At 62.0% G+C, this 271-nt stretch carries 1 protein-coding gene; it reads left to right on the top strand.

Features of this window, described 5'->3' with window-relative positions:
* The coding region (locus SB765_RS29780; RefSeq protein WP_410932514.1) for an aminotransferase class III-fold pyridoxal phosphate-dependent enzyme at positions 1 to 271 on the top strand (271 nt) is incomplete at both ends.

Below are 271 nucleotides of genomic sequence, written 5' to 3'. Positions count from 1 at the left end.
AGACTTCGAAGGCAAACGCTACCTGGACGCCGTGAGCAGTTGGTGGGTCAACGTGTTTGGCCATGCCAACCCGCGCATCAACCAGCGCATCAAGGACCAGGTCGACCAGCTGGAACACGTGATCCTGGCCGGCTTCAGCCACCAGCCGGTAATCGAGCTGTCCGAACGCCTGGTCGCCATGACCCCGGCGGGGCTGGACCGGGTGTTCTACGCCGACAACGGCTCGTCCTGCATCGAAGTCGCGCTGAAGATGAGCTTCCATTACTGGCAG

It is taken from the genome of Pseudomonas sp. SIMBA_067, assembly GCF_046534675.1.
In the GTDB taxonomy this organism is placed as follows: Bacteria; Pseudomonadota; Gammaproteobacteria; order Pseudomonadales; family Pseudomonadaceae; genus Aquipseudomonas; species Aquipseudomonas putida.
The sequence above is the reverse complement of the archived record's forward strand: the minus strand, read 5'-3'. Positions and strand labels throughout refer to the sequence as shown.